The 24,716-nt window shown below is 71.9% G+C and carries 24 protein-coding genes; 7 read left to right on the forward strand and 17 right to left on the reverse strand.

Annotation, left to right across the window (positions count from 1 at the left end):
* The 3 genes from DBR36_RS07045 to DBR36_RS07055 form a co-directional block, all read left to right on the forward strand.
* Window positions 1-203 (forward strand): alpha/beta hydrolase (locus tag DBR36_RS07045; protein WP_146185266.1); only part of this gene is annotated, 203 nt, incomplete at its 5' end.
* Between the two features lie 160 nt (window positions 204-363).
* On the forward strand, window positions 364-1,740 hold the full coding sequence (locus tag DBR36_RS07050) for an amidohydrolase family protein (protein ID WP_108318191.1): 1,377 nt from the start codon (window positions 364-366) through the stop codon (window positions 1,738-1,740).
* Between the two features lie 170 nt (window positions 1,741-1,910).
* Window positions 1,911-2,753 carry an alpha/beta fold hydrolase gene (locus DBR36_RS07055; protein WP_108318192.1) on the forward strand — a complete coding sequence of 281 codons (843 nt, stop codon included), beginning with the start codon at window positions 1,911-1,913 and terminating at the stop codon, window positions 2,751-2,753.
* A gap of 84 nt (window positions 2,754-2,837) precedes the next feature.
* Here DBR36_RS07055 and DBR36_RS07060 read toward each other — a convergent pair whose 3' ends face one another.
* The 6 genes from DBR36_RS07060 to DBR36_RS18260 form a co-directional block, all read right to left on the reverse strand.
* Entirely contained in the window at window positions 2,838-4,064 is a 1,227-nt protein-coding gene (locus tag DBR36_RS07060) for an MFS transporter (protein ID WP_146185267.1), read from the reverse strand.
* Between the two features lie 97 nt (window positions 4,065-4,161).
* The gene (locus DBR36_RS07065; protein ID WP_108318194.1) at window positions 4,162-4,941 is read right to left on the reverse strand and encodes a creatininase family protein; all 780 of its coding nucleotides are present in this window, start codon (window positions 4,939-4,941) and stop codon (window positions 4,162-4,164) included.
* Complete coding sequence (locus DBR36_RS07070) at window positions 4,938-6,269, reverse strand: FAD-binding oxidoreductase (RefSeq protein ID WP_108318195.1); 1,332 nt, start codon at window positions 6,267-6,269, stop codon at window positions 4,938-4,940. Before DBR36_RS07070 ends, DBR36_RS07065 begins: the two co-directional genes overlap by 4 nt.
* Window positions 6,270-6,431: 162 nt before the next feature.
* A complete protein-coding gene (locus DBR36_RS07075) occupies window positions 6,432-7,607 on the reverse strand; it encodes a nitrate ABC transporter substrate-binding protein (RefSeq protein WP_108318196.1) in 1,176 nt (391 codons plus the stop codon).
* 133 nt (window positions 7,608-7,740) lie between these two features.
* The gene (locus DBR36_RS07080; protein WP_108318197.1) at window positions 7,741-8,634 is read right to left on the reverse strand and encodes an ABC transporter permease; all 894 of its coding nucleotides are present in this window, start codon (window positions 8,632-8,634) and stop codon (window positions 7,741-7,743) included.
* Window positions 8,631-10,595 (reverse strand): ATP-binding cassette domain-containing protein, encoded by a 1,965-nt coding sequence (locus tag DBR36_RS18260; RefSeq protein ID WP_108318198.1) that lies wholly within the window; start codon window positions 10,593-10,595, stop codon window positions 8,631-8,633. Before DBR36_RS18260 ends, DBR36_RS07080 begins: the two co-directional genes overlap by 4 nt.
* A 267-nt stretch (window positions 10,596-10,862) precedes the next feature.
* Between DBR36_RS18260 and DBR36_RS07090 the strand changes: the two genes are divergently transcribed.
* Window positions 10,863-11,558 carry an IclR family transcriptional regulator gene (locus tag DBR36_RS07090; RefSeq protein ID WP_146185268.1) on the forward strand — a complete coding sequence of 232 codons (696 nt, stop codon included), beginning with the start codon at window positions 10,863-10,865 and terminating at the stop codon, window positions 11,556-11,558.
* A 3-nt stretch (window positions 11,559-11,561) separates the two neighbouring features.
* On the opposite strand, the gene DBR36_RS07095 is transcribed toward DBR36_RS07090, so the two are convergent.
* From DBR36_RS07095 to DBR36_RS07135, 9 genes are all read right to left on the reverse strand, one after another.
* Entirely contained in the window at window positions 11,562-12,974 is a 1,413-nt protein-coding gene (locus DBR36_RS07095; RefSeq protein ID WP_108318200.1) for an aldehyde dehydrogenase family protein, read from the reverse strand.
* A 93-nt stretch (window positions 12,975-13,067) separates the two neighbouring features.
* Entirely contained in the window at window positions 13,068-14,027 is a 960-nt protein-coding gene (locus DBR36_RS07100; RefSeq protein ID WP_181373516.1) for an AraC family transcriptional regulator, read from the reverse strand.
* 49 nt (window positions 14,028-14,076) lie between these two features.
* Window positions 14,077-14,580: a flavin reductase gene (locus tag DBR36_RS07105; protein WP_108318202.1), complete on the reverse strand. Its 504-nt coding sequence runs from the start codon at window positions 14,578-14,580 to the stop codon at window positions 14,077-14,079.
* A complete protein-coding gene (locus DBR36_RS07110) occupies window positions 14,577-14,897 on the reverse strand; it encodes an EthD family reductase (RefSeq protein WP_108318203.1) in 321 nt (106 codons plus the stop codon). The genes DBR36_RS07105 and DBR36_RS07110 overlap by 4 nt, the downstream gene beginning before the upstream one ends.
* Before the next feature lie 8 nt (window positions 14,898-14,905).
* A complete protein-coding gene (locus tag DBR36_RS07115; RefSeq protein WP_108318204.1) occupies window positions 14,906-16,138 on the reverse strand; it encodes a styrene monooxygenase/indole monooxygenase family protein in 1,233 nt (410 codons plus the stop codon).
* A gap of 242 nt (window positions 16,139-16,380) precedes the next feature.
* Window positions 16,381-17,328 (reverse strand): PDR/VanB family oxidoreductase, encoded by a 948-nt coding sequence (locus DBR36_RS07120; RefSeq protein ID WP_108318205.1) that lies wholly within the window; start codon window positions 17,326-17,328, stop codon window positions 16,381-16,383.
* A gap of 16 nt (window positions 17,329-17,344) precedes the next feature.
* The gene (locus DBR36_RS07125; RefSeq protein WP_108318206.1) at window positions 17,345-17,959 is read right to left on the reverse strand and encodes a helix-turn-helix domain-containing protein; all 615 of its coding nucleotides are present in this window, start codon (window positions 17,957-17,959) and stop codon (window positions 17,345-17,347) included.
* Window positions 17,956-19,254 (reverse strand): amidohydrolase family protein, encoded by a 1,299-nt coding sequence (locus tag DBR36_RS07130; RefSeq protein ID WP_108318207.1) that lies wholly within the window; start codon window positions 19,252-19,254, stop codon window positions 17,956-17,958. The genes DBR36_RS07125 and DBR36_RS07130 overlap by 4 nt, the downstream gene beginning before the upstream one ends.
* Window positions 19,251-20,231, reverse strand: coding sequence for an XdhC family protein (locus DBR36_RS07135; protein ID WP_108318208.1), 981 nt, complete (start codon window positions 20,229-20,231; stop codon window positions 19,251-19,253). Before DBR36_RS07135 ends, DBR36_RS07130 begins: the two co-directional genes overlap by 4 nt.
* A 51-nt stretch (window positions 20,232-20,282) precedes the next feature.
* On the opposite strand from DBR36_RS07135, the gene DBR36_RS07140 reads away from it, so the two are divergent.
* Window positions 20,283-20,855, forward strand: a complete 573-nt coding sequence (locus DBR36_RS07140; RefSeq protein WP_108318209.1) for an NTP transferase domain-containing protein — start codon at window positions 20,283-20,285, stop codon at window positions 20,853-20,855.
* A gap of 60 nt (window positions 20,856-20,915) precedes the next feature.
* On the opposite strand, the gene DBR36_RS07145 is transcribed toward DBR36_RS07140, so the two are convergent.
* Together DBR36_RS07145 and DBR36_RS07150 are read right to left on the reverse strand one after the other, a co-directional pair.
* Window positions 20,916-21,632: a response regulator gene (locus DBR36_RS07145; RefSeq protein ID WP_108318210.1), complete on the reverse strand. Its 717-nt coding sequence runs from the start codon at window positions 21,630-21,632 to the stop codon at window positions 20,916-20,918.
* A complete protein-coding gene (locus DBR36_RS07150) occupies window positions 21,629-22,909 on the reverse strand; it encodes an ATP-binding protein (protein ID WP_108318211.1) in 1,281 nt (426 codons plus the stop codon). Before DBR36_RS07150 ends, DBR36_RS07145 begins: the two co-directional genes overlap by 4 nt.
* 119 nt (window positions 22,910-23,028) lie before the next feature.
* Between DBR36_RS07150 and DBR36_RS07155 the strand changes: the two genes are divergently transcribed.
* Window positions 23,029-24,060, forward strand: a complete 1,032-nt coding sequence (locus DBR36_RS07155; protein WP_108318212.1) for a tripartite tricarboxylate transporter substrate binding protein — start codon at window positions 23,029-23,031, stop codon at window positions 24,058-24,060.
* Window positions 24,060-24,620 (forward strand): tripartite tricarboxylate transporter TctB family protein, encoded by a 561-nt coding sequence (locus DBR36_RS07160; RefSeq protein WP_108318213.1) that lies wholly within the window; start codon window positions 24,060-24,062, stop codon window positions 24,618-24,620. The genes DBR36_RS07155 and DBR36_RS07160 overlap by 1 nt, the downstream gene beginning before the upstream one ends.
* The last annotated feature ends 96 nt before the right edge of the window (window positions 24,621-24,716 follow it).

Here is a 24,716-nt window from a genome sequence, read left to right on the forward strand (position 1 = left end):
CCGCCGTGATCGTCGCGGCCGCCGTCGACCCGCTCGTCGACGAGGCGGGGGACTACGCCGGCCGGCTCACGGCATCCGGGGTCCCCGTCACGTTCGTGCGTCGCGCGGGGGTGCCGCACCTGTTCCTGGTGTTCCCGTCGACGCCCGCGCGCGACGAGGTGCTGGCGCAGGTCGCGCCGGCCGTGCGCGCGGCGTTCGCCTGAGGCGGTCGTCCCGCGGACCTTGTCCCACTTTTGGTCACTTGCGCCCCGTCGGGGCGGCCATAAGTGGGACATGCCCCGCGAAAAGTGGGACGAGCCCCCGCCACCGACCCGCAAAGCAGCCGGAACACCGCGGAAACACGCGATTGTTACCGTCATCAACATGTCGCTCCTGGTCATCAACGCACGTCTCATCACGGTCCCCGCGGGCACCGACGACCCCGGATACATCGAACGCGGATACATGCTCGTGCAGGGCGGACGCATCGCCGCGATCGGCGCGGGCGACCCCGATCCGGGCCTGACCGCCGATGAGACCCTCGACGTCGACGGCAAGTTCGTCGCCCCCGGGTTCGTGTCGTCGCACAGCCATCTCTTCACCAGTGGCTCGCGCGGACTCGGCGTCGACCAGACGCTCTACGGCTGGTGCACCTCGATGTTCAGCGTGCTCAACAACGCCTCGCCCGACCAGATCTACTGGGCGACGCTGCACGGCTCGCTCGACTTCCTCGCCAACGGTGTCACCACGGCCTACAACTTCACCGACCCGCTGCTGCCGTGGGAGCCGATGGTCGACGGCAAACGCGCCGACGGCGGGGGGCAGCTGCGCGATCACGCCTGGCACACCCGGCAGGCCGACGGATGCCACGACGCGGGCCTGCGCTTCGTCGACTCCATCGCGCTGGACGCCACCGTCGGCACCGACGACGAGATCTTCGCCCGGTTCGAGGCCTCGCTCGATCACGTCCTCGCGATGGACCCCGACATCGCGCTCGGTGCGTCGATCATGGGCCAGGTGCAGTGGTCGACCCGCCCCGACGCCGCCGAGATCGAGGTGGCGGTCATGGACCGATTCGGTGTCACCAATCAGGCGCACTTCCTCGAGACGTACGAGGCGATCGAGCACCAGCAGACCAAGTTCCAGCTGTACAAGAACGCCGGTGCGCTGCGGCCGGGCATGATGTTCGGCCACTTCATCCAGACCACGCCCGAGATCATCCGGGATGCCGCTGCCGGCGGCGCGAGCATGTCGTGGCAGCCCGCGTCGAACGGGCGACTCGCGTCGGGCATCGCTCACGTGCCCGAGATGCTCGAGCAGGGCATGAAGGTCGGCATGGGACTCGACGACCAGGCCTGCACGGACGTCGCCGACCCGTGGCAGAACATGCGCATGGGCATGTTCATGCAGCGCGCCCGCACCCACGACCCGCTGTCGATGATGCCCGAGCGCGTGCTGCGCCTGCACACTCTCGGGAGTGCCGAGATCATGGGCGTCGACGATCGCGTCGGCAGCCTCGAGGTGGGCAAGTTCGCCGACTTCGTCGTCGTCGACCCGCGCAAGCCCGATGTCGGCCCGCTGTGGAACCCGGTGCGCAGCTACGTGCTCGCGTGCGGCCTGCGCAACCTGACGCAGGTCTACGTCGGCGGGAAGCTCGTCAACGAGAACGGCGTTTCGACCAACCCGCTCGCCGTCGAGGCGTCGGCGGTGCTGCACTCCCAGCTCCCCGCGCTGGCCGAGGAGTTCGGCGTCATCCTGTAGCCGTTCGCGCTCGCGTCCCGCGCCCCGAACCCGCGTTCGGTGGGCGCGCCCGATCGAGTGTCCACGACACCCGGGCGAGGTGGCCGCGGCCTCCGGGTGTTCTGGACACTCGATGCCCGGCACACGCGCACACCCTCGCGCCGCCCCGCACGCTGTGCCAGCCTGGCCGCATGCGTACGACCATCGCCGGGCTCGACGTCCACACCTCGCACGACGACATCGCCGGGAGGGAGGTCGTGCTGTGGCACCACGGATCGCCGCAGACCGGAGCCATCCTCGAGCCCGTCCGCGCGGCGGCCGAGGCGCACGGGCTCGCGGTCGTCTCGGTGGCGCGTCCGGCCTACGCCGGGTCGCCGCGGGTGCCCGGGCGCCGTGTCGTCGATGTCGCGCGGGGGCTCCGCCCGGTGCTCGAGGGGCTGGGGGTGGCATCCGTCATCTCGGTGGGAGCCTCGGGCGGCGGCCCGCACGCGCTCGCGTGCGCCGCGGTCATGCCGCAGCTCGTCCGCGCGGTGGTCACTCTCGCGTCGCCCGCACCGTTCGTCGACGAACCGTGGTGGTTCGCCGGGATGCAGGCGCCCGGCGGACTCCGCGCCGCCGCGGTCGGCGAGGACGAGAGGCGACGCTTCGCCGCGACCGACGAGTTCGATCCGGCGCAATTCGTGGATGCCGACTACGCCGCGCTGCAGGGGGAGTGGGCGTCGCTCGGAGCCGACGCCGGAGCGGCCGACGCCGACGGACCGGACGGGCTCATCGACGACGACCTCGCCTTCACCCGGCCGTGGGGGTTCGCGGCAGCGGAGGTGGCGGCATCCGTTCTGCTCGTCCAGGGGGAGCGCGACCGGGTGATCCCGCCCGCACACGCTCGGGCTCTCGCCGCCGTCCTGCCGCGCGGGACGCTCGAGCTGCACCCCGACGACGGGCACGTGTCGGTGCTGCGCCACCTGGGCGCCGCCCTCGCGCGGGTCATCGGCCTCGCGAGACTGCACTCCGCTGACGACCCGGCGACATTCTGACACCGTCTCGTCAGCACGATGCAGTCTCGCGGTCACCGCGGCGGCCGCCCGGCGCGGCGCCCGGCCGCCGCGCCCGCACGGACCTCACGCCCGCGCGCCCCGCGCGCCCGCAGCGCGCAGCAGCGCCTCGCCGACCGCGGCGACGACGGCGGCGATAGCCAGGGCCACCGCGATGGTGACGAGTGCGGTCGCGGGGCCGGTGGCATCCAGGGCCGCTCCGGCGATCACGCCGCCGATCGGAACACCGAGCGACATCGCGGCGGTGGGATACGCGAGAGTCTCGGTCACGCGTCCCTCGGGAGCACGGGCGGATGCCACGAGGATCCCCGACACCATCACCGGCGACACCGCCAGCCCGAGCAGCAGGATCGTCCCGAAAAGCACCGGAACCGATCCCTGCGCGAACGGAAGAGCGATCGCGACCGTCGCCGCCAATGCCGCGAATCCGATGTAGCGCGCGGCGGGCGAGAGCGTCCACGCCCGCGCCCCCGTCACGACCGAGCCGATGGCGATCGCGACCGCCAGGGCGCTGAACGCGGGGCCGGCGAGCCACGGCCGGTCGTTCAGCTCGGCCCAGCCGACCAGGCTCACGTCGAACGCGCCGAACACGCCGCCCAGCGCGATGCACGCCAGGGCGATCGGGATGACGCCCGCCGGGGGCAGCACCGGACCGCTCCGGCGCACCCGCGGGACGGGTGTCGGTTGCGTGCGGCGCTGTGCGGCGAGCCACACGCCGCCGGCCACGCCGAGCGCCAGCGAGCCGAGCATCGCCACGCCCGGGTCCAGGGCCGCGGCGACCGCGGTGATCGCGGGAGGACCGGCGATGAAGACCATTTGATCGGCGATGGTCTCGAGAGCCAGGGCGGCGGTGCGCTGCGACGGCGGCGCGAGCACCGTCCACCGCGCGCGCACGGCCGAGGTGAGATCCGGCGTCGCCGCGCCCGTCGCGAAGGCGGCGAGGAGCCACGTCCAGAACGGCGCCCCCGTCCGCACGAGCAGGAGCAGGACGGATGCCGCGAGCACGAGGCATCCGAGCGAGACCAGGATCACGCGCGCCTGCCCGTGCCGGTCCATGCGCGACGACCACAGGGGCGCGGCGACCGCCATCCCGCCGACGAGGGGAGCGACCACCAGTCCCGCCGAGGCGAAGCTGCCGGTCGCCGCCGAGACGAGCAGGATGATGCCGAGCGACAGGGTCGCCCGGGGGAAGCGCGCGAGGATGCCCGCGGCGACGAAGCTGCGCGCCCCGGGCAGGCGCAGCACCTGGCCGTAGGCGCGGATGCCGGGGCCGGTCTCTGCGGCCGCGCTCACGTGCGCACCGCCCCGTCCGCCGCGCAACTCCCGCAGGACGGGGCGCTCTCGTCGCCGAAACGCCGGATCTGCAGGAGTCGTGCCCGCCGCGCGCCCCTCACGCGGTGTAGTCGAATCGGCTGATCTCTTCGAGCGCCTCGACGACGAACGACACGCTGTCCTCGAACAGCCGAGCCCCGTGGGCGGCGTTGGCGCCGGTCGGGTCGCCGAGCACCCCGGTGGGCCCGAAGTCGTTCGACAGCCACCCGAAGGTCACGGGCTTGCCGTTGAAGCCGATGTGCCGGAAGTCGCCGATGTGCGCCGGCACCGTCGCCTCGAACGTCGTGGCATCCACGAGCTCGGGACGCAGGTGCATGATCATGCTCGTCTCGCCGTGTCCGGCGTGGATGCCGGTGCCGTGCTCGTCCGGACCCCCGTCGGTGCCGTCGAACGAGGGCACGCGTGCGGCGGGCATGAAGAACGTCCGCAGGCCGAAGCGGCGGCGCAGCTCCCGGTTCGCCACGTTCAGCAGCGCGACGTTGCCGCCGTGCCCGTTGAGGAAGACGAGCGTGCGGGCGCGGGTCGTCAGCAGCGAACGGCCGATGTCGACGATCGTCTGCATCATGGTCTCGGGAGTCAGCCACAGGGTCCCCGGCGCCCACGAGTGCTCGTCGGACTTCGTGATCGACAGCGTCGGCAGCTGCCAGACGTCGAGCCCCTGGGCCGCGGCCCGCGCGACGGCGGCCGTCGCCGACGCCTCGGCGACGATGGCATCCGTCGCCAGAGGCAGGTGCGGACCGTGGTGCTCGATCGCGCCGGTGGGCAGCACGACGATCGAGCGCTCGGTCAGGGCTTCGGCGGCGGCGGGGCCGCTCAGCTCGGCCAGCAGGCGGGTCATGAGATGATCGCTCCCTTGCGCGCACCGGCGTAGTCGGGGTCGAGCTTGCCGGGGTTCAGCAGCCCGTTCGGGTCGGTGACGCGCGCGGTCTCGGCGGTCTGCTCGACGTTGAAGTCGACGTTCCACTGGTGGGGGTTGTGCACGCCCACGCCGATCGCGTTGAGGGCGGCGATTCCGCGGTAGACGTCCTCTTCGCTGACGTACGGCGCGGCGAGCATGCCGATCGGGAAGGCCTTCGTCGACTCGATGTGCAGGTGCGCCCCCGGGAAGACGGCCTCGACGGCGGCGACGTCGTCGGCGAGCGGCGCGCCCGCGACCTCGAGGTGGAAGACCTCGTGCGGCTGGCTCTTCTGGAACCACTCGATCGGGTGGTTGTAGCTGAGCATCGACAGGCGGATGCTGGCCTGCGGGCCCTCGCGCACCGCCTCGACGCGGCCGCCGGCGCCCTCGATGATCGCGGTCACGGCGTCGATCTGCGCGGCATCCAGGATCACCCGCAGGCTGGAGCGCCCCGCGGGGATGGCTTCGTCGGCGGGGAGGGATGCCGAGATCTCGGGTCCGTCGCCCGACACCAACCGCGGCGAGGGGTCGAGGTTGCCGATGGTCTGCACCACCGAGAGCGTTCCCGCGAAGTCCGGGAAGCTCGCCCACAGGCCCCGCCACTCGCGGAGCGGCTCGAGGCGCACGGTCGCGCGGACGATGACGCCGGCTGTGCCGTAGTTGTGCACGTACTTCTGGGCCTCGTCGCCCTCGACGTGGATGATCTCGGGGCTGCCGTCGGCGTGCACGACGTCGAGGGCGGCGACGAAGCCGCGGTCGTTGGAGCCGTGCTCGATCGACCCGGTGCCGCCCGAGCCGCCCGAGAGGAAGCCGCCGATCGTGGACTGCGCGGTCGAGGGGTACATCCACAGCGCCTGCCCGGCCGCCCACGCGGCCTGCTCGAGCAGCACCATCGGGGTGCCGGCCTCGGCGGTGATGTACCCGTCGCCGACCTCGACGATGGCCTTCGCGCGGGTGGTGTCGATCACCAGGCCCCCCTGCATCGGAATGGCCTGACCGTAGTTGCCGGTGCCCTTGCCGCGGACGGTGACCGGGACCCCGTGACGGGATGCCGCGGCCACGGCCGTGGCGATCTGCTCGGCGTCGGCGGCGAAGACGACGAGGTCGGCCAGACCCAGGGGGAGTTTGGCCGCGATGATCGGCGACATGGGGGAGCCGTCGACGCTGGCGCGTTCGCGGACGCGCGGTTCGGTGCTGACCGCGGCGGGGCCGAGCAGGTCGAGCAGTTCGTCCTCGAGGGAGAGGACGCGGGTGGCGGTGTCGCTCATGGGGTGTCTCCGGGTGGAACGGTGGGGAGTGGGGGCGTCGGGGCCGCGAGACTGCATCTGGCTGACGACTCGGACGCAGAATGACGCCGAGTCGTCAGCAGGATGCTGTCTCGCGGAGAAACCGGACGGCCCGGCCCGCGCGAGGCGGACCGGGCCGTCGGGTCAGAACGAGATCGACGTGTCGATGAACTGGTTCGTGTACAGGTCGGCCGGGGTGTAGCCCGACGCCGGCGGGGTGCCGAGGTCGGTGTAGACCTTGCTCGCCTTGGTGAAGAAGTCGTCGAAGCGACCCTCGTCGAAGTTGCCGTAGGTCGCGTCGGGGCCGTTGCCGACCAGGCCCAGGTCGACCTGCGTCTTGACCGAGTAGTCGGCGACGCCCTGCGTGTACGTCCAGCCCGTGGCGTACTCGTCGACGAGCTTGAGGATCAGGTCGTTCGCGGCGGACGGGTCCTTGTAATACGCGACGCCCGCCTTCTGCAGCACGGGGACGAGCTTCTCGAGGCAGGGGCTGAGCTTGTCGAAGTCGCCGGCCTTGACCGACACCGACGACTGGTACGTCTGCCATCCGGCGTCGTGGATGAGCGCGAAGTCGACGGGCTTGCCCCACGCCGAGACCTCGTTCTGGTAGACGTACGGCTCGGCCGAGGCGAAGCCCTGCTGCATGTCCTTGCCACCGGCGGCGACGAAGTTCGACGGCGTGCCGTCGTACGAGCCGTCGAGGATGGCCGAGTCGGCCAGGCCCGCGCTCTTGAGGTACTCGATGTAGGCCGAGCCGTCGAAGTAGCGCCACACGCCGCCGTTCGCCGAGAGAGCGCCCTTGACGTCATCCACCGTCTTGACGTTCGGGTAGGTCGCCGGGTCCCACATCACCATGGTCGGGCTGATGTCGAGGGGGGCGAACACGGCCTTGGTGGGCGTCGTGCCCGAGAGCTGGATCGCCTCGTCGGTGCTGACGTAGCCGAGGGTGATCGCGTCGTCCTGATACATCTGGGCCGACACCGTCTGGAAGCCGATCGCGGGACCGCCGGCGCGGATCTCGAGGTTGACGCCGGTGTATTCGCCGTCCGACATGAGGGGACCGGTGACCGCCTTCGTGTTGGCGTCGATCGTGTAGTCGTCCTTGATCATCTCGTAGAGGTGACCGTGCTCGGCCTCGGGGTTCCAGTCCGTCTGGATGACGACGGTCGAGGGGCAGTCCGTCGAGAGGTCGACCGAGCCGATCTCCATGTCGGCGGCGGGGGCGCTCTCGGCGGCGCTACCGGCGCACGAGGTCAGGGTGAGGGCGATCGCGACGGCGCCGGTGACGGCGGTGCCGCGGAGAAGGGTGGAGCGCTGCATGCTGGTTCGCTTTCTGTGACGGTGTGACTGTCGGGTACAGGGCGGTGCGTAGGACGGAAACGGTGTTTTCGGGAACGCCGGACACCGCCCCCCGCACATCCTGTGCGGGGGAGGCGTGGCATCCGGGGTCGGGTCAGAGCGTGCTGTCGTACCAGCGGCCGACGGCCACCTTCGACAGCCAGCCGAAGAGGGCGAAGATCGCGACGCCGAGCAGGCAGGCGGCGAGGATCGCGGCGAACAGTTCGGCGCTCTGCAGGCGCGACTGGTAGTTGGCGATCAACGAACCGATGCCCGGCTCGCCGCGGCGGAAGAAGTAGTCGCCGACGATCGCGCCGATGACCGACAGACCGGCCGAGGTGCGCATGCCGACGAAGATCGAGGGCAGGGCCGCCGGGAGGGTGAGCTTGGTGAGCACCGTCCACCGGTCGGCCTTCTGCAGGCGGAAGAGCTCGCGCTGCGACTTGTCGACCGACTGCAGGCCGAACAGGGTGTTCGACACCATCGGGAACAGGGCGATCAGTACGCACACGATCACGCGGGCGAGGAACTCGTAGCCGAACCAGAAGCCGACGAGCGGCACGAGGGCGAGGATCGGGATGCACTGCAGCACCACGGCGTAGGCGTAGGTGGAGCGCTCGATCCAGCGGGCCATCGACATCGCGATCGCCCACCCGATGCCGATGACCATCGCGATCGCGAGTCCCGTGAGGGCGACGCCCGTCGTGCGGAACAGGGCGACCCAGATGTCGGCGCCGACCTGCGGGTCGAAGAAGCCGAGGGTGAACATCTCGTGCGGCATCGGCAGCAGGAAGCCCTTGCCCGAGGCGCTCAGCGCGATCGAGACGCCGTACCAGGCGCCGATGAGCACGACGAGGACCCCGAGCGGCGGGCCCACGAGGGCCGCGTTGGCGCCGAAGCCACGGCGGCGGGCGCCCGCGCGCGGGCGGGGCGGCTCGACGGGCGGAGGAGGGGATGCCGTGGACGCGTCCGACGCGGCGACGACCGGCTCTGCGGAGGTGGTGCTCATGAGTGTCCTTCCCGGAGGGCGTGGGAGACCTCGCCGACGAGCTTCGCGAATTCGCCCGTGTAGCGGATCTCGGGGTCGCGGGGCAGGTCGAAGGGGACCTCGAAGGTGTCGACGAGGTGGCCGGGGCGACCCGACATCACGACGACCTTGGTGGAGAGGTAGACGGCCTCGGAGACCGAGTGGGTGATGAACAGGCCCCCGAAGCGCTGGGCGACGAAGATCTTGATGAGTTCGTCGTTGAGGCGCTCGCGGGTGATCTCGTCGAGAGCGCCGAACGGCTCGTCGAACAGGAACAGCTCGGGGTCGAGGGTGAGCGAGCGGGCCAGCGAGGTGCGCATCTTCATGCCGCCGGACATCTGCTTGGGCAGGTGCTTCTCGAAGCCGTTCAGGCCGACCAGGTCGATCGCCCACTGCGCCTTGGGTGCGCGCACGCGCTTGGGCTGCCAGTTGAGCTCGGCGAGCAGTTCGACGTTGGAGCGCACGTCGCGCCAGGGCAGCAGCGTGGCGTCCTGGAAGACGTAGCCGATGCGGTCGGTGTTGACGGTCGCGGTGCCTTCGCTCGCCGACTCGAGGCCCGAGGCGATGCGCAGCAGCGTCGACTTGCCGCAGCCCGAGGGCCCGACGACGCTGACGAATTCGCCGCGGCCGACGGTGAGGTCGACACCCGAGAGCGCGGTGGTGCCGTTGGGGAACGTCATGGCGACGTTGCGGAAGTCCAGCAGGGGCGCGGTGGGATCCGCGACGGATGCCGCGGTCTCGGTCGAGACGGTGGTGCGGCTGACGAGCCGGCCGCGGTGGAGCACGACGCGGTCGGCGCTGGCGAAGGCGACGGCGTCGCCCAGCGATTCGGCCCGGATGGCGACGAGGTCGGCGCGCGCGCCCGGCACGGGTCCGGCGAACGGAAGCCCCATCACATCGCGTGCCCCGGTCGTGACGGCCGCGAGGGCCTCCTCGGGGGCGAGGTGTCCGGCGCTGACGAGCAGCGACGCGATCTCGAGGTGGTCGCAGCGACCGACGGGGTTGAACGGGTCGCGGACGTTGTCGGCGCCGGCGGCGACGCGCACGCCGGCGGCCTTGAGCCGGCCGATCGGTGCGATCCCGCGGGGCACGGCGTGGTCGGCATCCCATCCCTGCAGGTACAGGTTGGTGATCGGCAGGGCGATGACGCCGATGTCGGCCGCGCGCACGTCGGCGGCGAGGTCGGCGAGGGCGGTGGCGGGCATCATGCTGAGGCGCACGCAGTGCCCGGCGGAGCGCGGACGATGCCACCCGGTGACGGCCCGCGCGTAGGCGGCCAGGGTGTCGGCGCCGGCGAGGCTCTCGTCGGTGTGCAGGTCGAGGCCCACATCACGACGCCGCGCGAGGGCGATGAGGCGCTCGAGGTCGGCGATCGGGTCGTCGGCGAGGTGCGGCGCGCCGCCGACGAGGTCGACCCCGGCGTCGAGCGCGGCCTCGAACACCTCGTCGGCGATCGTGGGGCCGCCGAGGGCGACGAGTTCGATGTCCATGAGGCCGGCGAGCTCGTCACGCAGGCGCACGAGGGCGCGCACGCCGGTCAGCGCGTCGTCGCCGCGCAGCAGGTCGACGTGCGTGCGGACGGCGGTGATCCCGGATGCCAGCATCCGCAACGCCGTGGAGCGGGCCCGGCGCAGCGTGTCGTCCTCGTCGAGGGTCAGGGCGAAGGCGTGCCAGCTCTCGATCGCGCGCTCGAGGTCTCCGAAGGGAGGCCGGATGGCATCCCACGACTGCGACTTGTCAAGGTGCGCGTGCGGCTCGGCTCCGGCCGCGGTGAGCAAGTAACCGGTGAGGTCGAGGGTCTCGCCGTCGGTATCGGGCAGGGGGCTGCCGGCCGGTACCACCGCGAGCACCTCGTCGCCGTCGAGCGCGACGTCGACGACGGCGCCCGAGGTCAGGCGCACGCCGCGCAGGGCGGCGATCGAGACGGGTGGAACGGCGGACACGGGGGCCTCCGGGAAACGTTCGGGCGAGTGGCGAGACGGGAGCCACGGCATCGGGGCGGGTCGCCTGAGGCGGCCGACCAGTGTTGGTGTGACCAACATCCGGCGATGCTCCGATGCTAGGAATCACGCGTTTCCGCTGTATTTCCTCGGCGTGACCCTCGTGACAAACCTTTCCCGGGCTTGTCTATCCACGCGATGCCGCGACGTCCGTCCCCTTCGCGCACGTCGCCTCGCCGGGGGCGTCGGCGTCCCCGATAGCCTGAGGCGGTGTCTTCCTCCGGCAGTCCGACGATGCGTTCGCAGACCCTCGGGCGTGCGCTCGACGCGCTGCAGGTGCTCGCGGACGGCCGGCCCCGCTCGAGTCACGAACTCGCGGAGGCCCTCAGCATCCCGCGATCGAACGCCTACCGCATCCTGCGCACGTTCGAGGACTACGCGTTCGTCACCCGCACGACGGACGGTCGCTACACGATCGGTCTGGGACTGGCGGCGTTCGCGGACGCGGGACTGCGCGAGGGCGAGGTGCGCATCGAAGAGGTGCTGACCGAACTGGCGAACGAGACGAGTTCGACGGCGATCCTCTGCATCCCGCAGCGCGACGACGTAGTGGTCCTGTCCTCGGTGCGACCGGCGGCGTACTCCGCGTCGGTGGCGATCCGGCGCGGGACGCGTCTGCCCGCGGCCGACGGCGCGCCGGGGATGGCGATCCTCTCCCTCGGGCCGGCTGAGCCGTACGAGGCCGACGAGATCACCCTGGCGCGGTCGCGGGGTGTCGTCCACACCAAGGGCTCTCCCTTCGCCGGCTTCGAATCGGTGGCCGCTCCGGTCAGGATCCGCGACGGGCAGCTCGCGAGCGTGGCGATTGTCTTTCCCCACGCCACCCGGCCGCTGGCCGACTCCGTCGAGGCCCTGCGCAGAGCGGTTCAGCGCCTGGGGCGGACCTTCGACGTCTGGACGGACTGACCGTCACCCGCTGATGACCTGGGGCTCCGCCACCGCTTTGAGCCCTTCGAGTCCGAACTCGCGACCGTATCCGGATTGCTTCGCCCCGCCGAAGGGCACCAGCGGGTGCAACCCGCCGTGCGAGTTGATCCAGACCGTCCCCGCGGTGAGGCGCGCGGCGACCTCGAGGGCCCTGCTCCGATCCGGGGACCAGACGGAGGCGCCGAGGCCGTACTCCAGGGCGTTCGCGAGACCGATGACCTCGTCGAGGTCGGTGTAGCGGATGATCGGCAGCGCCGGGCCGAACTGCTCCTCCACGACGAGGCGCTCCCGGGGGTCGATGTCGGCGACGAGCGTGGTGGGGTAGAAGTTCCCCACCGCGTCGCGGTCCGGATCGCCTCCGAGCACCACGCGTGCGCCCGAGGCCTTCGCCGCCTCGACCAACTCGTCGACGATCGTGAACTGCGCCCGGTTCTGTAGCGGCCCCAGCACGTTCGCCTCGTCCAGTCCGCGCCCCATGGGCACGGCTGCGGCGACCTTCGTCAGCTCGTCGACGACCCGGTCGTAGACGTCGTCGTGGACGTAGAGGCGCTTCAGTGCCGCGCACGTCTGACCGGTGTTGATGAAGGCGCCCCAGAAGAGGTCCTCCGCGATGACCGCCGGGTCGACGTCGGGGAGGACGATACCGGCATCGTTTCCGCCGAGCTCGAGGGTGAGACGCGTGACGTTGGCGGCGGACGCCTCGATGATCTTCTTGCCGACGGCCGTGGAACCGGTGAACATCACTTTGCTCACCTTCGGACTGCGCACGAGCGCATCTCCGACGGTTCCGCCCGCACCCGGGACGGCGATGAGCACGTCCGCCGGGAGGACGGTGTTCATGACGGCGACCAGCGCCAGCACCGAGAGGGTCGTGGTCTCCGCCGGCTTGAGGACCACGGTGTTGCCCATCCGCAGAGAAGGCGCGATCTGCCAGATCGAGATCATCATGGGCCAGTTCCACGGGGAGATCGCACCGACGACGCCGAGGGGGCGGTAGTGCATCTCGGCCCTGCCCGTCTCGTCGTCGACGAGCACCTCGACGGGGATCTCGGTCTCGGCCGTCGCACGGAGCCAGGCCACGCAACCTCCGACCTCGAATCGGGCGTTCGGCCCGTTGAGGGGCTTTCCCTGCTCCCGTGAGAGCAACTCCGCGAGCGCTTCGGTGGATTCCTCGATGGCGTCGGCCGCCCGGTGGAGGAAGCGACGACGTTCGGCGTCGGAGAGGGAGGCCCACGCCGGCTGCGCGTGCGCCGCGCGATCCACGCTTTCGTGCAGCTCGGCGACGGTCACCGGGCGGAAGGATGCGATGGTCTCGCCGGTCGCGGGGTCGAGGGATGCGATCCCGCGACCGGTCTCATCCGCGACGAGATCCAGGAGAGAGGAAGAGGTGAACATCAGAGCCTTTCGTCAGGGGTGGCCCGTCGCCCGGGGGTCGGGGACGGGGACGTCGGTCGACGCCCCGCTCGGTCGCGTCCGAGGAGGCGGTGGTCAGCGGGCGAGCGTGCGGGAGGGGAGCTCGCCGAAGGTCCGCTCGTACTCGGCCGAGAATCTGCCCAGGTGCGTGAACCCGTGCTTGAGCGCGATCGTCTGGACGCGGTCGACCCCGTGCGCGGATGCCTTGAGCTCGCGCGCCACGCGATGCAGACGTTCCCGGCGCTGTACCTGCATCGGTGTCTGACCGAGGACGCGTTTGAAGGAGAGCTGGAGCGAGCGGGCGTTCACGCCGACGTACTGCGAGAGGTCGTGCAGGGAGAGCAGTGGCCCGCTGGAGTAGGTGATCGCCTCACGGGCCCTGTCGACGATGGTCTGATCCGTCGCGGCGTCCGTCGACGACGGCGAGCTCGGGTCCGCCGTCAGTGCCAGGACGAGACCGTCGATGCAACGGTCCGCCAGGAACCGGACGAGGCCCTCGTCCATCGCGGGCAGGCGTTGGGCGGTCGCGATGACGCGTCGGACCGCCGCCACCCAGTCGGCGGAGGGCCCCGTACGCACGTCCAGAGTCGGGACGCCGTGCAGGTCCACGGCCTGCTCGTACTGCTGCAGACGGCGCTCGACGGTGAGACGGTCGAGCTTGACGGCCAGCATCGCCAACGGGCTGTCCCAGCCGGCGATGATGGTGGGGACGTCGTGGGGATACACGGCGGCGATCCGGTTCGTCGCGCGCACGTGTTCGTCGCCGATCGTCGTCTTCAGCGAACCGAACAGGGGAACGTTCACCTGCACCGCCGACCCGTACTCCCCGGTGTCGATGCGAATGCCCGAGGAGTACTCCAGAACGCCGGCGGTCACGGGCCCCAACCGCGCCGCCGACGCCACGAGGCCGACGTCGTCCTTGGGACCCAGGGGCGTCAGGACATGCGGGTAGAACAGCGACGCTCCCAGAGCGTGCGCTTCTTCGAGCGAGCGCGCGCGGGCCGAGAGGGCGATCTGCGCGCGGGGCGGTCCCACAGACATCCTTGTCTCCGTGTGGTCGGCGGTGCGGTCGGTCGCGTCCGCGTCAGGCGACGGCGCCGACGGCGTGGAAGGCACGCCTGTCGTACACCAGCGCTTGAACGTCTTCGCGGTTGCGGATGGCGTCGATCTCGACGAAGAAGATCGTGTGCGTGCCCTGTTCGAGAAGGCTGACCACCCGCCCCGACAGCGCGGCCCGGGCCTGCGTGAGCGTGGGCACCCCCGCGAGATCGGTCCAGATGTCCCACGCGAACCGCTCGGGCATGGGGACGCCCGTCTGGCCGGAGAAATGCCGGGCGAGCTCCTCCTGGTCGGCAGCGAGGATGTTCAGGGCCAGCCTGCCGTTGCGGGCGAAGACGTTCCTGGTGGCGCTGCGGCGGTTGATGCAGACGAGGATCGTGGGGGGCGAATCCGTGACCGAGCACGCGGCGCTCACCGTGATGCCGACCCGTCCGTGCGGCCCGTCCGACGTCACGATGTGAACGGCGGCGGCGAGGTTGGCCATCGCGTGCCGGAAGTCGACCTGCTCGGGGCTGAGCTCGTCGTTCATGCTGCACCTCCTCCCGCGAGCGCGTAGTCGAGGATGACGGCCCCGCCTGACGCGTAGTTCGGGACGTCGGACGCGACGGCCCGGCCCTCGGACGACCCCATCGCAGAGCGGAAGGCTTCGGCGTCGTCGAACTCGGCTTCGAAGACCGCGAAGTACGCGGGGGGATTCCCGTCGGGGTCGGGGCTCACCTCGACGGAGTACCGCCAGCTGCGCAGGCCGGGCAGCCGTTGTGCGAGCGGGAGGTGCGTCTTCTCGTAGTAGTCCACGAAGGCGGACCGGTCGACGGGCTCGGGGTAGAGAACGATGAGCTTGTGCATGCGGACTCCTAGACCAGGGCCGCGGTGGCGGCCCGTGATGCGGCGACGCGCTCGGACGTGCCGAGCAGATCGACCTGGCGGATGGGGTAGTTGAAGTTCTCGGTGAAGCGATCGGCAAGCGCCTGATCGTGCACCATCGCCGAGAACAGCTCGGGGATGTGCGGGGCGGGCGGCGTCTGGATGATGGTGTTGACCCAGTCGTTGGATGCCTCGAGGCGCTCCGCACGGCGTCGCGCCACCTTCTTCATGAAGCGCTCGTCGAACACCTGGTCTTCGGCGACGGCATCCGCGATGACCTTCGCCGAGTACGCGGCCGAGTTGGCCCCCTGAGCCTGGATCGGATCGACGGTCATGTGCACGTCGCCGAGCGCGAGCAGGAACCGCCCGTTGGGCAGGAGCGTGTAATCCTCGCGCAGGACGGGGGTGACGGCGCCCTGCAGGATGTCCTTCGCCCCGTTCTGCAGCTCGAACGCGCGCGCGTCCACGCGCTCGAACACCGACGGGTGGAACTCCTCGAGGATGGAGAGCGTCGCCTCCCGGTACCGGGCGGGGTCGTCCTCGTAGCGCGAGTCGGTCAGGACCTCTTGCGCGCCGCCGGGGACGCTCTCGAACAGCAGCGCGTGGACGAGGCCGCTGAACGACCACATCGGGATGGTGAGGAGCTCGCCGGCCGGCGGGGCGAGGCTGATCTCGACTCCGCGCGGCTCGCGCGAGGCGACGCCCTTCCAGAAGCCGACGGCGAGCTTGCGCTGCGGTGCGGTGAACGGGGACTTATCCTCACGCCGCGGGAAGAGCGCGCCGATCTCCCCTTTGCCCGTCGAAACGACGACGAGATCGTGCACCTCCGTCAGGTTCTCGATGTCGGCGACGCTGAGGTCGCGGTATTCGATCGTTCCCCCGCGCGATTCGAACTCGTCCATGAGCCGCGGGAGGTAGATCCGGTAGTCGATGACGCGGGCGGGCTTTTCGAAGGAGCCGCTGAACCGGCGCTCTTCTCCCCAGCCGTTGTAGTGGTGGTGGAGCGAGTATTCGGCATCCGTCTCCGGCCAGTCGGCGATCCCGAGCTCGCGTTCGATGTCGATGGTCGCGCTCATGTGCGCGACGGAGTTCATCACCTTGCCGTCGGCTACCTGCTGGGCCGTGCGGTTGGTGTAGATGGTGACGTCGCGTCCCTGCTGCCGCAGGTGCAGTCCCAGGTGAAGACCTGCGACTCCGGCGCCGACGATGCCGATCGTTGCCATGCTTCCTGTCTCTCTCGTCGAGACGCGAAAAGGTGTCCGCGTCATTGCGTACCGGCCCGATTATCGGGCTGCCAAGCGGGGGTGAGACCGCTATGTGAGCAAAACCATAGGTCGGGGTCTCGACCAGGGGGGAGTCTTTCGCAAAGTGGATACCGCGTCGGCGGCGCTCGAGAGGGATACCGGTCGCCGTCGACCGCACCTCAGGCGGGCTGCGCCTGCGAGGCGCGGGGATGCCGCGGGCGTCAGAGCTCGAGCGTGATCCGCCCGCACGCCGCGCGCGAGACGCACACCATCATCGAGCGGTTCGCGTCCTGTTCCTCCGGCGACAGCACCGAGTCGCGGTGCTCGACCTCGCCGTCGATCACCGGCACTTCGCACGTCCCGCAGGTGCCGACCCGGCAACTCGAGGGCACGACCGCGCCCGCCTCCTCGACGACGTCGAGGATCGAGCGCTCCGGCGGCACCGTCAGGGTGAGACCCGACATCATGAGGTCGACCTCGAACGGCTCCGTCCAGACCGGGTCGCCGAGCACCTTCGCCTCGAACCGCTCGAGGTGGAGGCTGCCGCGGGGCCAGCCGGCCATGGCATCCTCGAGTCTCTCGAGAAGGCGCGCGGGGCCGCACGCGTAGACGACGGTCCGTGCCGTCGGGGTGGCGAAGCGCGCGGACAGGTCGAGCCGGTGCCCCTCGTCGGCGGCGAAGACCTCGATGCGCTCGCCGTAGCGCTCGACCAGCTCGTCGACGAAGGCCATCGTGCGGCGCGACCGCCCCGCGTACAGCAGCGTCCAGGTCGCCCCCGCGGCCTCGGCCGCCTCGATCATCGGCACGATCGGCGTGATGCCGATCCCGCCCGCGACGAACACGTACGACCGCCCGGCGGTGGGGGCGAAGAGGAAGTGGTTCGCCGGTCCCCGCACGCGCAGCGTCGCTCCGACGTGGGCGTTGTCGTGGAGCCACACCGACCCCTCGCGTTCGCGCAGCACCCCGATGCGCCAGGTGCCGCGCGCGGCCGGCGAGCCGCAGAGCGAGTACTGCCGCTCGATACCGGTGGGCAGCACGACGTCGATGTGCGCCCCGGGCGCCCAGTGCGGCAGGGTCCCCGTCGCCCGCTCGAGGTCGAGCACGACGACACCGTCCGCGGCATCGCGGCGTCCGGTCACGACGGCCTCGAAGGTCACTCCTGCGCTCATGCGTCCTCTTTCACGATCACACCTCGGCGCCGTCGCCGTGGACCACTTCTTTCACGATCAGCAGGCGGTACGTCGAACCGTCGGGCGAGTGCCACCGGTGCGGCGTGCCCGAGCGGCAGTAGACCGAATCGCCCACGGCCAGGGTGCGCTCGCCGAAGGGGCCGAACGAGATGACGATCGTCCCCTCGAGCACCGTGAGGAACTCGTCCTCGTCGTGCACGTAGTGGTCGCCGGGCGCGCTGTTCGACCCCGTGAATTCGAGCGGTTCGAAGCGGCGCGGTCCCTCGGCCAGCAGGCGCGCGGTGCCCTCGGCATAGGGCCCGATGACCCCCTCACCCGCGGCGACGAACGACGGCCGGCAGTCCTGCTCCGCACGCGGGGGCTCGGAGCCGGCGATCAGCTCGACGCGACTGGTGCCGAGGGCGCGGGCGAGTCGCTCGAGGCTGGCCATGCTGGGTCGCGCCAGCCCGCGTTCGAGCTGGCTGAGGAACGGGTGCGACAGATCGGCCGCCTCGGCGAGCTGCGTCAAGGTGAGGCCGCGCGCTTTGCGCAGGCCCCGCAGGTGCGCGCCGAGGCGTTCGTCGCTGGATTCGGCGGGGGGAAGCGGTGCCGGTGGTGCCATGGAGGTCATCGTGTCACCCTCTCGAACAGGCGGGCGACGATCTCGCCCTCGTCGGCGCGCACGAGTCGCCCGGCGTCGACGACGACGCGTCCGCCGACCACGACGGTGCGGGGGCGTCGCCCCGGCGAGGCCCACAGCAGCCCCGCGACGGGATCGGCGACCCCGGCGTCGGCGACGCCCGAGACATCCCACAGGCAGAGGTCCGCGGTCGATCCCGGCGTGAGGCGACCGAGCTCGGTCCGCCCCAGTCCGTCGGCCGATCCCGAGGTCGCCATCGACAGCACCTCGGATGCCGGCAGCTGCGGCCCCACGAGGGCCGAGACCTGCATCGCCAGGCGGGCGTCCGCGAGCAGGTGTCCCGCGTCGTTGCTGCCGCCGCCGCTGGTTCCGAGTCCGACGGCGATCCCGGCGTCGCGCAGCGCGCGGACCGGAGCCACCCCCCATCCCATCGGCACGTCGCATCCCGGGGCGTGGGTGGCGGAGGTCCCGGATGCAGCGACCCGTCCGATCTCGTCGGGGGTGACGTCGCACAGGTGGGCGAGGGTGACGTCGGGGGCGAGCCATCCCCAGTCCTCGAGCAGGTCGAGGGGGCGGCGGCCGTACCGCTCGAGGGCGATCTCGACGTCGACGACCTCGTTCGCCTGGGTGCGTCGGCGCAGTCCGTGGCGATGGGCGACCTCGCCGAGCAGGTCGAAGGTCTCGCGGGGGTCGCTGTGGACGCCCGCGGGACCGACGGCGACCTGCAGCATGCCGTCGGCCGAGACGCCGCCGGGACGGTCGGGGACGAGGGCGTCGACGATCGCCTGGGCCGAGGACGCGGCCTCTTGCGGGTCGTCGCGGGCGGCTCCGCGGACGAAGACGAGGCGCGCGCCGAGATCGGCCGCCGCCGCAGCAGTGGCCCGCGCCATGCCCACCGTGTCGGCGCCCGAGGGCCAGGTGAGATGGTGGTCGGCGACGGTCGTCACTCCGCTCAGGAGCGCCTCGGCGAGCCCCGCCCGGGCGGCGAGCCCCGTCAGCTCGGGGTCGATCCCCGCGGCGGTGTAGGCCGCGGCCATCGCGGGCAGCCACTCGCGCATCGGGATGCCGCGCGTTCCCGGCAGCGTCCGGAACGCCGTCTGCAGCAGGTGGTGGTGGGCGTTGACCAGGCCCGCGGTGACCACGCATCCGCTCGCGTCGAGGATCTCGGCATCCGTCGTATCGGCGTCGTCGACCACGGCGCCGTCGACGACGATGACGTCGCCGGTGCGCACGCGGCCGGCGTCTTCGAGGACCGCCACCGCCCCGCGCACGACGAGGACGCTCATGCGCTCCTCACGCCGCAGAAGACCGCGCCCTCGTCGGCGCGGGACGTCGCCCCGCCGTGCAGGCGTGCGCCGGTGCCCTCGCGCAGCGGCCGCGCGCTGGCGGAGTGACGGGATGCCACGATCTCGGCGATCACCGACAGCGCCGTCTCTTCGGGCGACGACCCGCCCAGATCCAGGCCGAGGGGGGAGTGCAGGCGCGAGAGCTCGGCATCCGTCACCCCGGCCGCGCGCAGCAGCTGGGCGCGGCGGTTCACGGTCGCCCGCGCGCCCATCGCGCCGACGAATCCCACCGGCAGGCGCAGGGCTGCGCGCAACGCGGGGACGTCGAGGCGCTCGTCGTGCGTCAGGACGCACACGGCGGTGCGCTCGTCGGGGTCGTCGAGGGTGGCGAGGTAATCGTGCGGGGCGGCGACGACGACCTCGGCCGCCTCGGGAAAACGCTCCCGCGTGGCGAGCAGGGCCCAGTCATCGCACACGGTCACCGCGAATCCGGCGGCGGCGCCGACGCGACACAGGGCCGCCGCGTGCTCGCCGGCGCCGAGGATCATCAGGCGCGGTGCGGCGGGGCGGTGCAGGACGAGGGGCTCGCCGTCGAGCTCGAGACGAAGGGTCGCGGCTCGCCCGGCCCGCGCGGCGTCGAGGGCGGGTCGCGCGTCGGCGTCGAGGGGGTAGGCGACGACGTCGACGGCGCCGCCGCACGCGAGCCCCGCGGCGATGGGGGTGACGGTCCCGTCGGCGGTGAAACCGGAGCGCGCGCGCCGGACCGTTCCGGTGCGCAGGGCGTCGAGGCCCAGCATCACGGCGTCGCTCTCGACGCATCCGCCCGAGATCGAGCCGATCACGCGCGCGTCGCGGGTGACGGCGAGGGTGGCGCCGACGCCGCGCGGGGCGCTGCGCACCACCGCGGTGACCGTGACGGCCGCGACGGGGACGCCGGCATCCATCAACGGCACCAGGTCGGCGGCCAGATCGAGCATGGACGCGACCGTAGTCGGGGCGTGTTTCGTGCACGCTACGCTGTCGTGACCATGCCGCCCGAGCCCTCTGCCGCCGTCTCGGGACTGGTGCTGGCCGCGGGGGCGGGGCGGCGCTTCGGCGGGCCCAAGGCCCTCGCGCGCACCGCGGCGGGCACGCCGTGGCTGGTGCTGGGCGTGCGATCCCTGCTCGAGGGCGGATGCCGCGACGTCACCGTCGTGCTCGGCGCCGCCGCCGACGAGGCGACGGCGCTCGTGCCGGCGGGGGTGTCGGTCGTGCGGGCCGAGGACTGGGCCACGGGGGTCGCGGCGTCGTTGCGAGCGGGGCTGCGCTCGCTCGCCGAGGGGGACGCGGTCGCGGCGCTCGTGCTGCCGGTCGACACCCCCGACATCGTCCCCGCCGCGGTGGCCCGGGTACGGCGACGGGCCGCACCCGACGCGCTCGCGCAGGCGACGTACGACGGTGCGCCGGGGCATCCCGTGCTGCTGGGGCGGGAGCACTGGGCACCCTTGTCGGCCGCCGTCCGCGGCGACGTCGGCGCGCGTCCGTACCTGATCGCCCGCGAGGCGGAGCTGGTCGAGTGCGGCGACCTGTGGTCGGGCGCCGACCGCGACGAGCGCGCCTGACCACGCGGGGTGGCCCGCGCCTCGGCCCCGTCGCTTCCGGACCGACCGCCGCGCGACCCCTCAGCCCGGCGGCGGCGGAGCGAGCCGGTACAGGATCCGCGGGCGTCCGCGCGCCCCGTAGCGGTGCGCGAGATCCAGCACGCCGGTCGCGACGAGGTGCTCCAGGTACCGCTGGGCCGTCGCGCGCGACAGACCGCACGCCGTGGCGACCTCGGCGGCCGACGCGAACGAGACCGGATCGAGGCTCTCGCGCACCCGGTCGAGGGTGACCTCGGCGAGCCCTTTCGGCAGCGAACCGGGTGAGGTCCTTTCAGGCACCCGTACGCTGCCGGTGCCCAGCAGACGATCGATGTCGCTCTGCGACAGCGCCCGGTCGCGGTCGGCCTCGGCGCGGGCGCGGCGTTCTTCGCGGTACGTGTCGAGGCGGCGTCGCAGCACGTCCTGCGTGAACGGCTTCACGAGGTAGCCCACCACATGCGCCGCGAGGGCCTGACGCACCGTCACCTGATCCTGCGACGAGCTGATCACGAGCACGTCCAGGCCCTGCGCACCGAGGGTGCGCAGCCGGTGCAGCACCTCGACCCCGCTGATGTCGGGCAGGCGCATGTCGAGCAGCACCAGGTCGACCCCGTCACGGGCGCGCGCGACCGCCGCCTCACCGGTCGCGGCCGAGCCGACCAGGCGGAAACCCGGCACCTCGTCGATCGAGCGTCCGTGCAGGGCCCGGGCCGCGGCGTCGTCGTCGACGACGAGTACCCGGATCGCCGGCGCCGTCACCGCGGCACCGCCATCTCGAACGCGAAGCGCGCCCCGCCGAACGCCGAGCGGCCCACCAGGATCTCGCCGCCGCGGTCGCCGACCGCACGGCGCACGAGCGCCAGACCGATCCCGCGGCCGGTGCCCCTGGCATCCCTCTTCGACGAGAACCCCGCTGCGAACGCCCGCTCGATGTCGCGGGCGTCGAGCCCCGGTCCGTCGTCGTCGACTGCGCCGTGCAGGGTCTCGCCCACCTGCGACAGCGTGCAGCGCACGCGCGAGGCGCCCGCCTCGGCGGCGTTGCGGCACAGGTTCGCCAGCACCATCAACACGGTCTCGTCGACCGGCAGATCGCGGTCGACCTGCACCTCGAGGTGGGCGCCCAGGGCCGACACCTCGGCGCGCAGGGCCTCGAGACTCGCCCCCATGACCGAGGGGCCGAGCCGGGTGTCCGAGGGCTCGCGCGGGGTCAGCGTCGGGACGGCGTCCGAGATGTAGGCGAGCGCGTCACGCGTGTCGCCGTGCGACACCAGGCCGTGCAGCACGTGCAGGCGCGTGCCGAACTCGTGCGCCTGCTCGCGCAACGCCGTCACCGTGCGCGCGGTCTGCTCCTGCTCGGCGGCGAGTGCGTCGGCGCGGCGAAAGCGCCTCTCGATCGCCGCGGCGAGCAGCGACGACGCCAGGGTGCCGGCCACCAGAGCCCCCAGACTCCACGGCAGCAGCGCCCCCAGCGCCTCGTCGCGCTCGGACAGGATCCGCGACTCCAGCACCCCCACCGCGACCATGCCGACCACGGCGTCACCGTCGCGGATCGGCACCTTGGCGCGCAGCGAGCTACCCGACGGGCCGGTCTCGGTGCCCAGGAAGGGCGTACCCGCGAGCACGCTCGCGTTGGCCGTCTCGACCTGACGGCCGCGCTGCGCGGTGTCGGGGTGGGTGATGCGCACCCCCTCGTCGTCGGTCACGACCACGTAGAACACCCCGGTCGTGCGCTCGACCAGGTCAGCCAGGGGCTGCAGCACGGTGGTCGCCGGGGCGAGGTCGACGGCGTCGGCCAGATCAGCGGGTGCGCCGGATGCCGAGACGCTCGCCGCTGCCGCCCGCACGTCGTCCAGCTCGGCGAGACCCGCGGCCACGTCGAAGACGCGATCGGCCGTGTCGTCGCGGATCCGGCGCTCCTGCACGGACGCGGCGATCACGGTGGTCAGGCCCACCGCCGCGAGCACGATCAGGCTCGGCAGCACCACGAGCGCGCGCCGTACGACCCGGGCGGTGGCCGGGGACGGGGACTCGCGCATGGGGGCTCTCTTTCGCACGCAATATGAGCACAAAGCGACCGGGGGGTGCGCTGCGCCCGCTCCGGCTGAGAGCGTCGTCGCATTCTGCGCAACGACGACGTTCGCAAGGAGGAGCTGTGATGACGGAGCCTACGCTCTCATCTGTCCCTGACCATCCACCGGCCGACCGGCCGCGTCGCCGATGGATCGGCCGCATCGCGGGGGGAGCGGTCGCCGCCACGGCCATCGCCGTCGCCTCGTACGGCTCGATCACCTCGGCATCCGCCGGCGACGACATCCACGCCTCGATGACGATCATCGCCCCCGCGGCGGCGGGCGGCGGGTGGGACGGCGTCGCGCGCGAGCTGCAGCAGGCGCAGAAGGCCAACGGCCTGGTCAACAACGTCCAGGTGGTCAACATGCCCGGCGCGGGCGGCACGATCGCCCTGGGCAACGTCTCGGTGCTCTCGGGACAGCCCGGCAACCTGCTCGTCGGCGGCACCGGCCTGCTGGCCGCGACCGTGCAGTTCGGCTCGGCCGCGACCCTCGACGACGTCACGCCGTTGGCCGTCATGGTCGAGGAGTACGACGTCATCGTCGTCCCCGCGGATTCGCCCTACCAGAGCCTCGACGACCTCGTCGCGGCCTGGAAGCAGGACCCTCGCGCGCTGCCCTGGACCGGCGGAGGGTCGTTCGACCAGCTGGTCGTCGCCGAACTCGCGCTCGCCGCCGGCATCGCCCCGGTGGACATGACCTACATCTCGTCCGACGGCGGCGGCGAGGCCATCCAGGCCCTGCTCAACGGCACCGCCCAGGCGGCCGCGGGCGGCTACCCCGACAACATCGACCAGATCGAATCCGGCCGTCTGCGCGCCCTCGCGCTGGTCGCCGCCGAACCCATCGAGGGCATCGACATCCCCACCGCGGTCGACCAGGGGTACCAGGTCGGCCTCACCAACTGGCGCATGCTCGCCGCCCCGAGCGGACTCAGCGACGAGCAGGTCGACGGGCTCACCGAGCTGGTGCTCGACTCGGTCGCCACGCCCGAGTGGGCCGATGCCCGCGCCCGCTACCACTGGACCGAGCGCCTGATCACGGGAGCCGACCTCGACGCCTTCCTGGTCGACGAGCGCGAGCGCATCGAGCTGCTGTACGAGGAGATGGGCCTGTGATGCCGTCCAACAACCCCACGTCCGTCTCGGCGACGGTCGGCGACCGCCTGCGCTTTCAGCGCGGCAGCGGTCTGCGCGGCATCGCCAAGGCGCTCATCATGCCGGGGGTGCTCGTCGCCTTCGCGGTGTACCTGCTCGTCGGCATCGTCACCATAAGGGTGCCCGCCAACGCCGCCTTCCCCGGGCCGCAGTTCTTCCCGGCGATCATCGCGGCGGGGCTGTTCCTGTTCGCCGGCATCCTCGCCGTGGGCGCCGTCCGCGGGGCACTGGTCACCCCCACGGCCGAAGACGAAGAGGCCGGCGATCGCGCGGTAAGCGTCGACTGGCGCTCGTTCGCCTGGGTCGCCGGGTCGTTCCTCGTGTTCGCGTTCGTGCTCGGCATCCTGGGCTGGATCGTCGCGGCCGCGCTGCTGTTCGCCGGCATCGCGCGCGGATTCGGCCAGCGCCGGATGCTCTTCGCGCTCCTGGTCGGGCTGACGATCAGCTCGCTCAGCTACATCGCCTTCGACATGGGCCTCGGGCTGTCCCTGCCCTCGGGAATCCTCGGATGGAGCTTCTGACATGGACGCACTGATCCTGCTCGGCGAGGGATTCGCCGGGGCTCTCACGTGGCAGAACCTCATCTGGGTCGTCGTCGGCTGCGTCCTGGGCACCGC

The sequence above is a fragment of the Microbacterium sp. HMWF026 genome, assembly GCF_003061325.1.
GTDB classification, from domain to species: Bacteria; Actinomycetota; Actinomycetes; order Actinomycetales; family Microbacteriaceae; genus Microbacterium; species Microbacterium testaceum_E.

Bases quoted from the DNA above. Each gene is read 5' to 3' on its own strand.
- DBR36_RS07050 (WP_108318191.1), top strand. From the start codon at position 364: ATGTCGCTCCTGGTCATCAACGCACGTCTCATCACGGTCCCCGCGGGC.
- DBR36_RS07055 (WP_108318192.1), top strand. From the start codon at position 1,911: ATGCGTACGACCATCGCCGGGCTCGACGTCCACACCTCGCACGACGAC.
- DBR36_RS07065 (WP_108318194.1), bottom strand. From the start codon at position 4,941: ATGACCCGCCTGCTGGCCGAGCTGAGCGGCCCCGCCGCCGCCGAAGCC.
- DBR36_RS07070 (WP_108318195.1), bottom strand. From the start codon at position 6,269: ATGAGCGACACCGCCACCCGCGTCCTCTCCCTCGAGGACGAACTGCTC.
- DBR36_RS07075 (WP_108318196.1), bottom strand. From the start codon at position 7,607: ATGCAGCGCTCCACCCTTCTCCGCGGCACCGCCGTCACCGGCGCCGTC.
- DBR36_RS07080 (WP_108318197.1), bottom strand. From the start codon at position 8,634: ATGAGCACCACCTCCGCAGAGCCGGTCGTCGCCGCGTCGGACGCGTCC.
- DBR36_RS07095 (WP_108318200.1), bottom strand. From the start codon at position 12,974: ATGTTCACCTCTTCCTCTCTCCTGGATCTCGTCGCGGATGAGACCGGT.
- DBR36_RS07105 (WP_108318202.1), bottom strand. From the start codon at position 14,580: ATGAACGACGAGCTCAGCCCCGAGCAGGTCGACTTCCGGCACGCGATG.
- DBR36_RS07110 (WP_108318203.1), bottom strand. From the start codon at position 14,897: ATGCACAAGCTCATCGTTCTCTACCCCGAGCCCGTCGACCGGTCCGCC.
- DBR36_RS07115 (WP_108318204.1), bottom strand. From the start codon at position 16,138: ATGGCAACGATCGGCATCGTCGGCGCCGGAGTCGCAGGTCTTCACCTG.
- DBR36_RS07120 (WP_108318205.1), bottom strand. From the start codon at position 17,328: ATGAGCGCAGGAGTGACCTTCGAGGCCGTCGTGACCGGACGCCGCGAT.
- DBR36_RS07125 (WP_108318206.1), bottom strand. From the start codon at position 17,959: ATGACCTCCATGGCACCACCGGCACCGCTTCCCCCCGCCGAATCCAGC.
- DBR36_RS07130 (WP_108318207.1), bottom strand. From the start codon at position 19,254: ATGAGCGTCCTCGTCGTGCGCGGGGCGGTGGCGGTCCTCGAAGACGCC.
- DBR36_RS07135 (WP_108318208.1), bottom strand. From the start codon at position 20,231: ATGCTCGATCTGGCCGCCGACCTGGTGCCGTTGATGGATGCCGGCGTC.
- DBR36_RS07140 (WP_108318209.1), top strand. From the start codon at position 20,283: ATGCCGCCCGAGCCCTCTGCCGCCGTCTCGGGACTGGTGCTGGCCGCG.
- DBR36_RS07150 (WP_108318211.1), bottom strand. From the start codon at position 22,909: ATGCGCGAGTCCCCGTCCCCGGCCACCGCCCGGGTCGTACGGCGCGCG.
- DBR36_RS07155 (WP_108318212.1), top strand. From the start codon at position 23,029: ATGACGGAGCCTACGCTCTCATCTGTCCCTGACCATCCACCGGCCGAC.
- DBR36_RS07160 (WP_108318213.1), top strand. From the start codon at position 24,060: ATGCCGTCCAACAACCCCACGTCCGTCTCGGCGACGGTCGGCGACCGC.